Consider the following 12297-nt stretch of genomic DNA (forward strand, 5'->3'; position numbering starts at 1 on the left):
ATGGCTGACAATAACGAAAACAACCCTCTCAATGATGCAGTCGAACAGGTCGAAACAGGTAATGATGGAACAGAGCAGCAGCAGGCTCAGCAAAACCAACAAAACACCATTGCAACAACAATCGCGACAGGGGCAGATGCAGCTGATGCTGCCGACGATGCGAATCAGGCCATGGAAGATAACCCGAGCGGAGCTGGGTCATCAGACGATCCCGATGCCACCGGGGGAGCTCAGTCAGCACAGCCAGTAGATAGTGAAGCAGCTTCTTCCGAAGGGGCTCAATCAGGTGTTGTCGATAGCCAAATGGCAGACTCCGGAGTAGGTGCTGATTCTGGAGCTGGCGGCGGCGCGGCCTCTGGAGCCGGAGCACAAAGCGTTGGCGGGCAACAATCTGAGGGGTCTGATGGTGGTGCTGATGCAGAGGGACAAACACAACAGGCAGGATCCGCACCGCAAGCAGCTGCCGCGTCTCCTGCTGCTGGTGGCGCTGCAGATGATGGATTTGACACCCAAACAGACAGCGAAACATTTGAAGTCAATGTCCTAGATGACGCTGAACAAGCAAACCTAGCTCAAGAACGTCAAGATGATGACTTCGACTCAGAAACAGTTTCTCAAACCTTCGAAATCCAAGTAGAAGACGTTAATGATGATGCAGAAGTCGAAGACGTTGCTTATACGATTCAAGAAGATGGCTCATTAACCTTTACTGATGAACAACTGTTAGCTGGCGCCAGTGATATCGATGGCGATGATCTTTCTGTTGCAGACGTTAGTTACTCGGGCACAGATGGTGTATTTACCGACAATGGCGATGGCACCTACACATTTTCACCAAACGAGAACTTCAATGGCGAAGTCGACATTAGTTTTTCCGTAAGCGATGGGACTTCGACAACCGAAGCCAATATTGATGTTACAGTCGAAGAAGTTAACGACATTCCTGTAGCGGGTTCAACCACTTACTCAGTAAACGAAGATGGCATCATCACCATCTCTGATGACCAATTGCTTGCTAACTCAAGTGACGTGGAAGGCGAGGTAAGTGTAAACGATGTGTCTTACTCAGGCACAGACGGTATCTTCACTGATAATGGTGATGGTACTTACAGCTTTGCTCCAAATGAAAACTTCAACGGTGATGTCGCTCTAGATGTGACAGTCGTTGATGAAGATGGCGCGACAGCAGAAACGACTGCCGGCATTGATGTCATCGCAGTTAACGATGCACCAGTCTCTGGTGACTTAGCTTACTCAGTTGACGAAGACGGTTCGATTACACTGTCTCAAGACCAGTTGTTGTCTCAAGCTTCTGATGTGGACGGTGATGACTTAACCGCTGCCAACTTGTCTGCAGGCGATAACGCGACGGTGACGGCTAATGAGGATGGCTCATTCACCATCACGCCAGATGCCGACTTCAATGGTGATATCGACCTAAGCTTCGACATCTCAGATGGCACCGACACTATCGTCGCGAACGCTGACCTCACTGTGAACCCAGTGAATGACGCAGCGGTTGTGGAAGATGTGGGCTATACCATCCAAGAAGACGGTTCATTGACCTTCACTGATGAGCAGCTTCTTGCGGGAGCGTCTGATATCGATGGGGATGATCTATCTGTTGCTGATGTCAGCTACTCAGGTACAGAAGGTGTGTTCACCGACAACGGTGACGGCACTTATACCTTTGCGCCAAACGAGAACTTCAATGGTGAAGTCGACTTAAGCTTTTCAGTAAACGATGGCACAACCACAACAGAAGCCAACATTGACGTGACCGTTGAGTCGGTCAACGATATTCCGGTTGCCGGTTCAACGACTTATTCAGTGCAAGAAGACAACTCGATTACCATTACTGACGATCAGTTATTAGCTAACAGTTCAGATGTTGAAGGTGACGTTTCCGTTCAGGATGTCTCTTACTCAGGTACTGATGGTGTCTTTGCTGACAACGGTGATGGTACGTATACCTTCTCGCCAAACGATAACTTCAATGGTGAAGTCAGCTTTGATGTAGTTGTAGCCGACGAAGACGGTGCCACAGTCGAAACAACGGCTGGCCTAACCGTTATAGATGTAAACGACCCACCAGTTGCAGGACCAACGTCTTACACTATTGATGAAGACAGCGTGCTGACATTCAGTGAATCTCAAGTACTTGCCAATGCTTCTGATATTGAAGGTGATGTTTCGTTAGTGGGTATCAGCTACGATGGTCCGCACGGTATCTTCTCCGTCAATGGTGATGGTACTTGTAGCTTTGCGCCAAATGAAAACTTCAATGGCGAAGTTCAATTGAACGTCACCATCCAAGATGAAGATGGCGCCACCGTCGATACAGTGATTAACGTGGACGTCCTTCCAATCAACGACGCCCCGGTGTCAGGCGACCTGGCTTACAGTGTTGATGAAGATGGAAGTGTGACATTGTCACAAGAACAGCTTCTTGCTCAGGCTTCAGATATCGAAGGCGACGACCTGACTGCTGCCAACTTATCAGCAGGCGATAACGCTACGGTGACGGCTAACGAAGATGGCTCATTTACTATCACGCCAGATGCCGACTTCAATGGTGATATCGACCTCAGCTTCGACATCTCCGATGGCACCGACACCATCGTGGCTAATGCAGACCTCACTGTGAACCCAGTGAATGATGCAGCGGTTGTGGAAGATGTGGGTTACACCATCCAAGAAGACGGCTCGTTGACCTTCACTGATGAACAGCTTCTTGCGGGTGCGTCTGATATCGATGGGGATGATCTATCTGTTGCTGATGTCAGCTACTCAGGTACAGAAGGTGTGTTCACCGACAACGGTGACGGCACTTATACCTTTGCGCCAAACGAGAACTTCAATGGTGAAGTAGACCTAAGCTTCTCAGTGAGCGATGGCACGACTACCACAGAAGCCAATATTGATGTGACGGTTGAGTCGGTCAACGATATTCCGGTTGCCGGTTCAACGACTTATTCAGTGCAAGAAGACAACTCGATTACCATTACTGACGATCAGTTATTAGCTAACAGTTCAGATGTTGAAGGTGACGTTTCCGTTCAGGATGTCTCTTACTCAGGTACTGATGGTGTCTTTGCTGACAACGGTGATGGTACGTATACCTTCTCGCCAAACGATAACTTCAATGGTGAAGTCAGCTTTGATGTAGTTGTAGCCGACGAAGACGGTGCCACAGTCGAAACAACGGCTGGCCTAACCGTTATAGAGGTAAACGACCCACCAGTTGCAGGACCAACGTCTTACACTATTGATGAAGACAGCGTGCTGACATTCAGTGAATCTCAAGTACTTGCCAATGCTTCTGATATTGAAGGTGATGTTTCGTTAGTGGGTATCAGCTACGATGGTCCGCACGGTATCTTCTCCGTCAATGGTGATGGTACTTGTAGCTTTGCGCCAAATGAAAACTTCAATGGCGAAGTTCAATTGAACGTCACCATCCAAGATGAAGATGGCGCCACCGTCGATACAGTGATTAACGTGGACGTCCTTCCAATCAACGACGCCCCGGTGTCAGGCGACCTGGCTTACAGTGTTGATGAAGATGGAAGTGTGACATTGTCACAAGAACAGCTTCTTGCTCAGGTTTCAGATATCGAAGGTGACGACCTGACTGCTGCCAACTTATCAGCAGGCGATAACGCTACGGTGACGGCTAACGAAGATGGCTCATTTACTATCACGCCAGATGCCGACTTCAATGGTGATATCGACCTCAGCTTCGACATCTCCGATGGCACCGACACCATCGTGGCTAATGCTGACCTCACTGTGAACCCAGTGAATGATGCAGCGGTTGTGGAAGATGTGGGTTACACCATCCAGGAAGATGGCTCGTTGACCTTTACTGATGAGCAGCTTCTAGCCGGTGCATCCGATATTGATGGCGATGACCTTTCAGTAGCGGATGTCAGCTACTCAGGCACCGAAGGTGTGTTCACCGACAACGGCGATGGTACTTATACCTTCGCTCCAAACGAGAACTTCAACGGTGAAGTAGACCTAAGCTTCTCAGTGAGCGATGGCACGACTACCACAGAAGCCAATATTGATGTGACGGTTGAGTCGGTCAACGACATTCCAGTTGCAGGTTCAACCACGTACTCAGTCGATGAAGATGGCATCATCACCATTTCGGATGACCAACTACTTGCCAACTCAAGTGACGTAGAAGGCGAGGTGAATGTTAGTGATGTGTCGTACTCCGGCACGGACGGTATCTTTACTGATAACGGCGATGGCACCTACAGCTTCGCACCAAATGAAAACTTCAACGGCAATGTATCGCTTGATGTGACGGTTGTTGATGACGACGGTGCAACGGCAGAGGCCACGGCAGGCATTGACGTTATTGCAGTCAATGACGCTCCAGTCTCAGGTGATCTAGCATACTCCGTTGACGAAGACGGTTCGATTACTCTGACTCAAGAGCAGTTGCTGTCTCATGCTAACGATGTAGATGGCGATGATCTGACAGCTGGTAACCTAAGCGCAGGTGACAATGCTACGGTAACGGCCAACGAAGACGGTTCATTCACTATTACTCCAGATGCAGACTTCAATGGTGACATTGACCTCAGCTTCGACATCTCAGATGGCACCGACACTATCGTCGCAAATGCAGACCTCACTGTTAACCCTGTAAATGACGCTGCAGTAGTGGAAGATGTCGGTTACACCATCCAAGAAGATGGATCGTTAACCTTCACTGATGAGCAGCTCCTAGCGGGTGCGTCAGATATTGATGGGGATGATCTATCTGTTGCCGATGTCAGCTACTCTGGTACAGAAGGTGTGTTTACCGACAATGGCGATGGAACCTATACCTTCTCACCAAACGAAAACTTCAATGGCGAAGTGGACTTGAGCTTCTCAGTAAGCGACGGTACGACTACGACTGAAGCTAACATTGATGTGACCGTTGAGTCAGTCAATGACATTCCAGTTGCAGGCTCTACCACTTACTCAGTGAACGAAGACGGCATTATCACAATTAGCGATGACCAGCTTCTTGTTAACAGTTCGGATGTTGAGGGCGAGGTGAGCGTCAGTGATGTGTCTTACTCAGGAACTGACGGCATTTTCACTGATAACGGTGACGGTACTTATAGCTTTGCACCAAATGAAGACTTTAATGGCAATGTATCGCTGGATGTGACCGTTGTTGATGAAAATGGTGCGACCGCAGAAACCACCGCGGGCATTGATGTCATTGCCGTCAACGATGCTCCAGTCTCTGGCGATTTAGCTTACTCAGTTGACGAAGATGGCTCAATCACGCTGTCTCAAGACCAGTTATTGTCTCAAGCGTCTGATGTAGATGGTGATGACCTAACAGCTGCCAACTTATCAGCAGGCGATAACGCTACTGTCACGGCTAATGAAGATGGCTCATTCACTATCACGCCAGATGCCGACTTCAATGGTGCGATTGATTTATCCTTTGACATCTCAGATGGCACTGAAACCGTCGCAGCCAATGTTGACTTAACGGTTGACCCAGTTAATGACGTGGCCGTTGTGGAAGATGTGGGTTACACCATCCAAGAAGACGGTTCATTGACCTTTACTGACGAGCAGCTACTTGCGGGCGCCTCTGATATCGATGGCGATGATCTATCTGTTGCTGACGTCAGCTACTCTGGAACAGACGGTGTGTTCACCGACAATGGTGACGGCACGTATGCCTTCTCACCAAATGAGAACTTCAACGGTGAAGTAGATTTAAGCTTCTCGGTAAGCGACGGCACGACCACCACAGAAGCTAACATCGATGTCACCGTTGAGTCGGTCAATGACATTCCAGTCGCGGGTTCTACCACTTACTCTGTAAACGAAGATGGCATCATCACTATCTCTGACGACCAATTGCTTGCTAACTCAAGTGATGTCGAAGGCGAGGTGAGCGTCAACGATGTGTCTTACTCAGGCACTGACGGTATCTTCACCGATAATGGTGATGGTACCTATAACTTCGCACCAAATGAAAACTTCAACGGCGACGTCTCTCTAGATGTGACAGTTGTTGATGAAGACGGTGCTACAGCAGACACGACAGCAGGCATCGAAGTGATTGCCGTTAACGACGCGCCAATTGCTGGCTTCACCTCATACTCCATGGATGCCAATGGCACCATTACGATTACAGAAGAGCAGCTTCTTGCGAACAGTTCTGATATAGAGGGCGATGTTTCTCTAGAAAGTGTCAATTATACAGGCAGCTTTGGTGAATTAACGGCTAACGATGATGGAACCTACACGTTTGAGCCTGCAGAGGACTTTGCAGGTAACTTACTACTCGATGTAACCGTTGTCGATGAAGATGGGGCGACAGCAGACACCAAAGCAGGAATTGAAATATTCCCTGCAGCACCAGGTCCAGTCGATCCAGGAGAGCCTGAAGGGCCAGAGAGTCCTGGAGGCGGCGGTGGTGAGGAAACCACAGAGGCGCATCCACCTGAGGAGCCAGAAAACCAGGCGCCAGAAGCCGACGTTGTCAACTACACCATGAATGAAGATGGCACGCTAACGTTTAGCGAGGCTGACTTGCTACAACATGCTACGGATGCCGACGGTGATGACTTGACGCTTATGGTAGACAACTACTATGGCAACGATGGCATCTTTACCCACAATGATGATGGCACATTTACCTTCGCTCCAAATGAGAACTTCAATGGTGACCTAAGCATTAACTATGCTGTTACCGATGGTGAAGCTATCTCCGAAGCTCAAATCAACATTACTGTTGAGGAAGTTAATGATCCTCCAGTAGTTGGTAGCACCGCTTATAGTGTGAATGAAGACGGTGAAATCACGATAAGCCAAGAGCAACTCCTTGCAAACGCGACTGATGTAGAAGGCGATGACCTTACTGCAAGTAACCTGTCCGTATCAGGAAATGCAGATGTGGTAGAAAATGATGATGGTTCGTTCACCATTATCCCGGATGCTGATTTCAATGGTGATATTGATATCTCGTTTGATGTGACTGATGGCACTGACACTGTCCAAGCAACAGCCGATCTCACCGTCAATCCAGTGAATGACTTACCTCAGCCACAAGACCAATCCTTCACTATTCAAGAGGATGGTTTTCTCACATTCACAGACAGCGATCTACTTGAAAATGCAGTCGATATCGATGGTGACGACTTAACGGTAGAGGATGTCACGTACACAGGCACCGACGGTATTTTGACCGACAACGGAGATGGTACCTACAGCTTTGCACCAAATGAAAACTTCAATGGCGACGTAAATTTCTCATTCGATGTGAGCGACGGTACTGAAACGGTATCAGCAAATGTCGTTGTGGAAGTCACACCTGTTGATGATGCACCAACGGTTGAAGGCAACCTTGCTTACACCATCGACGAAGATGGTGAAATCACGCTTAGCCAAGAACAGCTTCTTTCGCATGCGAGTGATATCGAAGGCGATGAGCTCACAGCGACCAACCTTAGCGTTGATGGTAATGCTACAGTCACGGCCAATGATGATGGCACATTTACCATTACGCCTGATGCAGATTGGAATGGTGATATCGATATAAGCTTTGATATCACTGATGGCAACAACGTTATTCAATCCACTGCAGACCTTACGGTCAACCCAATAAATGACGCACCAGACGCTGGTGACGAAATCTATGTTCAAGCAGAGGAAGACCAAACCGTTGGTGTCACCCTTAGAGATGAACCGACCATACGTCTCGACCAGGCACCTGAGAATGGATTTATTGAGGCGAACCTAAATGACGAATGGGTCGCATTGGATGTCGGTGTTGAGATCCCTGCAGATACTGAAGTTCGCTTTGTGGCCGACGACGATGCTATTGCTGCAGGTACTCATACCTCTCAGATTGGTACATTTGATGATAATGCGAGTGTCGATGATTGGGGCACTGAAGTTGACCCATATACACGTGAGTTTATTGATGGTGACTTGACTGTTACAGTCCAAAGTAACGATGATCCACTAGGTGCCTGGAACGGCAACACCCACATTGGTCACGGTATTGGTGACACGGACCGCCAGGGTCTAAGTGGCGATGAAAAGCTTACAGTCACAGTTGAAGGTCAGGATATCAACGAAATCAGCTTCCACCTTGATGGGCTGGGTGGCTGGTTTATGGAGGACTCGAAGCACTTCACCGAAGTCGAAATCAAAGCGTTCAATGAAAATGGTGATTTGATTGACTCGATGACTTACCACAAAGAGGATCGAGGTTCGTACGAGACAGATTACACGCTAACCGTCGACCAACCTGTATCTTACTTTGAGCTAGGTACCATCCAAGGTAACGGTACTTATGTTGTCCAAAACATGACAGTGTCACAAACTGTCCATGATGAAGCAGTGTTCACATCACTTAGCGTCGATGGCACTGAAATCACAGAAACGGTCTCGCTTAACCTAAGACAAGGTGATAGTGAGATAGACCTAACCGCGGATTTACCAAACCTAGCTATTGACTCAGAGGGAGCGACACAATTTGCTTCTGTCGTTATCACTGAAGAGCAATTGCTAGCACAAGCGAGCGATATCGACAGTGAAAACCTAGACATCCAAAACCTAGAACTCGTTGGGGAGAATGCCGACAACGCAACGCTCGTCGACAATGGTGATGGCACGTGGACAGTGACACCAGATGAAAACTTCAACGGGGAAATAGAGGTAGGTTACCAAGTCACAGACGGCGAACTCGTTGATGACAACATCATCAACATCAACTTTGAAGCCGTGAACGACGCGCCAATTGTCTCTGGTCCAATTGTACTCTCTACTGACGAAGACGTTGGTATTACTTTCAGTGTCGACGATCTGCTCGCTAACGCCAGCGATATCGAAGGCGATGACCTGACTATCTCTGATATCACATACAATGGTGACGACGGCGAACTTGTTGATAATGGCGATGGTACATACACCTTCATGCCGGATGAAAATTTCAACGGTGACATTGATATCAACTACAGCGTTTCCGACGGTCAAGACACAACAGAAACGCACTTAGATCTTACTGTTGTTCCAGTCAACGATATTCCTGTGCCGGGTGCTCCGCTACAGACTCAAATGCTCGAGAATGGCTCAATTGTCATTGAAGCAAAAGACTTGTTGTCTGGAGCGAGTGATGTAGACGGCGACATTCTCCATATTGAGAACTTACTGCTAGCCGACCAGACACAAGGTACGTTAACAGACAATGGCGATAACACCTTTACCTTCGAACCAGCAACGGATTTCCATGGTGAAGTGAACCTTACGTTCGATATTAGCGACGGACAAGCAAGCGCACCTAGCACCGCTTCAATTGATGTTGAAATGGTTAATGAAGGTCCTGAAGTGTCGGGCCCATTAGATGCGAGTGTCGATGAAGATGGCTCAATCACTATCACACAAGAGGAATTACTAGCGAATGCTTCTGATGTTGATGGCGACTCGCTAGAAGCGACAAATCTTCAAACCAACGACCTTAACGCGACAATTGTAGAAAACTCAGATGGCAGTTTCACCATTACACCAAGCCAAGATTTCAATGGCGAGATTGAGTTCACCTATGATGTCACGGATGCGATAGAGACGGTCTCGACAGGTCTGAACTTGACCGTCAATCCAGTCAACGATCTTCCTGATGTTCCTGACCTAAGCTTCGCTACTCAAGACGGTGAATCTATTACGTTGACCCAAGAGCAGTTGTTAGAGCAAGCAACCGACATTGATGGTGATGCGCTTACCGCTATAAACGTTACCAGCCAGAATGACAGTGTTGAAGTGGTTGATAATGGAGATGGTACGTTCACCATAACTACCGACCAAGGTTACTTTGGTAATGCAGATCTCACGTTTGATGTCAGTGATGGTACAGACGTTGTTAGCGCTAATATCGATCTAAAAGTTGAGTTCGTTAATGATGCGCCTGAGGCGGACGCCGTATCGGCGACTATCGATGAAGATGGCAGTATTGTCGTCACCCAAGAAATGTTGCTAGAAAACGCTAGCGATATTGATGGCGATGACTTGTTCGCGACAGGACTTACAACCAACGACCCTAACGCAACTGTCGTAGATAATGGCGATGGTACCTATACCGTTACACCTTCAGAAGACTTCAACGGCCAGATCCAGTTCGATTATGAAGTCAACGATGGTGAACTGAGTACAACAACTCAGTTGAACCTCGACGTAACCCCTGTTAATGATGCACCTGAAGTACAAGCCGCCAACTATTCAATTGATGAAGACGGCACGATCACCTTCACTCAAGAGGATCTATTAAGTGGAGCGACCGATGTTGATGGTGATGACTTAACGGTCACCGACGTTGCCTACAGTGGCTCTGATGGCGCTATGGTAGCTAATGATGATGGTACATTTACCTTTACGCCGAATGAACACTTTAGCGGTGAACTTCAATTTGACTTCACGGTGTCAGATGGCACAACAGAAGTGCAACAAACTATTGATCTTAATGTCGAAGCAGTGGCTGATGCACCAGATTTAACGGTGACCGATGGCGATGGCCAGAGCGTTATGGATTCGACCATTGTTACAGCGCCAGGTGAGGTTGTAGAACTCAACATTGGGGCAAGCCTCGTCGACCAAGATCTATCCGAAACGCTCACTGTTGATATCGATGGCGTACCAGAAGGCACCGTCATTCGCTACGACAATGAAGCGGTTCTTAATGATCAAGACAACGGTATTACCAGTTACAACGACTCTGAAATTACCGTGACCTTTGAGGGTGAGACAGCTGGCTTCCAAAATGCAGCGGGTTATTACAAAGTTGATGACGAAGGTAACATCACTGGAGTCGAGGTTGTTTACGAGAATGCGTCACAAGTAGGAGGTGGTGGTGACCTTGTACCAGGACAGGACTCTTTTACTTTCCAAGTAGATGAAGGTGAAAGCTTCAACCTATTCTTGATACCTAACGGCTTTAATTACAATGACTTTGACTCAATGCAAGACGGTAGTTTTGAGTTTAGAGCAGCTGACGGTTCTCCAGCTACAATGGACACTGTCGATCCTCAGTTAGTCTTTGTCGATGCCAACGGTGACACTACAGTAATACAAGGTCAGTTCGGTGATACCGTGTTCCACGGTGGTTCAAGCGCTCAACTCAACCAAGATGGCATGGAGCACACTCGCACAACCGTCAATGAAGATGGTGAGTTAGTCTATGGATTTGAAGATCTATATGGCGGGGGCGATGCCGACTTCAGTGATTTCAACTTTACGATTGATGTCGGTGAGGTGAACAGTCAGATTTATAGTGGTGAAATAGTTGTAGGCGAGGATGGTAATGTTGTTTTACCGACTGTAGCGATTGATCAGACGCTCGAGTTCACACTGCCAGAAGAGGTCGTTGATCCGTTTGACATCACGGTAAGTGCAACCGCGACAGAGCTATCCAATGATGATTCCGAGACCGTCTCGACAACCATTACTATCGATGTAGAACACGCCCCTGAAGCAACCGGTGTCCAAGCGACGGTTGAAGAGGACGGTTCTATTACCATTACTCAAGAAGAGTTACTAGCTAACGCGAGCGATCTTGATGGTGACGACTTAACGGCGTTGAATCTGTCGACTGACGACGAAAACATAACGATTACGGCCAACGAAGATGGCTCGTACACACTTACACCAGATGCAGACTTCAATGGTGATGTTCAATTTACCTTTGATGTATCCGACGGTGACCAAATCGTCACAACGAATCTGGATCTTACTGTATCACCAGTTAACGACGGTCCCGTGGCACAGGACCTCGCCTATACGGTGGAAGAAGATGGTTCTCTCACCTTTACCGATGCACAGCTACTTGCCAATGCAAGTGATGTCGATGGCGACGCGCTTACTGTTGAATCTGTTGACTACAACGGTGCTGAAGGGGTCTTTACTAACAACGGTGACGGCACCTATACCTTTGCGCCAAATGAGAACTTCTCTGGCGATGTTGATTTATCATTCCAAGTCTCAGATGGTACAGAGACAGTCACTGCCAATATCGATATCACCGTCACCGAAGTGAATGATGCGCCTGTTGCTGGTTCGACATCCTATTCGGTTCTTGAAGATAACTCGATCACTATTAATGATGGTCAGCTCCTTGCGAACTCAAGCGATGTAGAGGGAGGGGTGTCGGTTTCAGAGGTGACATACAGTGGGACCGATGGCGTGTTTGCCGATAACGGTGATGGCACTTATACCTTCACGCCAAACGAAAACTTCTCTGGTGATATCAGTCTAGATGTCAAAGTAGCC

The 12297-nt window shown here is 47.9% G+C and carries 1 protein-coding gene (cut by a window edge); it reads left to right on the forward strand.

The window, feature by feature from the left end; genetic code table 11:
• On the forward strand, positions 1-12297 hold the start of the coding sequence (locus LY387_RS08185; RefSeq protein ID WP_234496023.1) for a tandem-95 repeat protein. The gene runs 16785 nt beyond the window's last position; only the first 12297 of its 29082 coding nucleotides appear in the window; its start codon is at positions 1-3; its stop codon lies beyond the right edge, outside the window.

This window comes from Vibrio maritimus, from assembly GCF_021441885.1.
Classification (GTDB): domain Bacteria; phylum Pseudomonadota; class Gammaproteobacteria; order Enterobacterales; family Vibrionaceae; genus Vibrio; species Vibrio maritimus_B.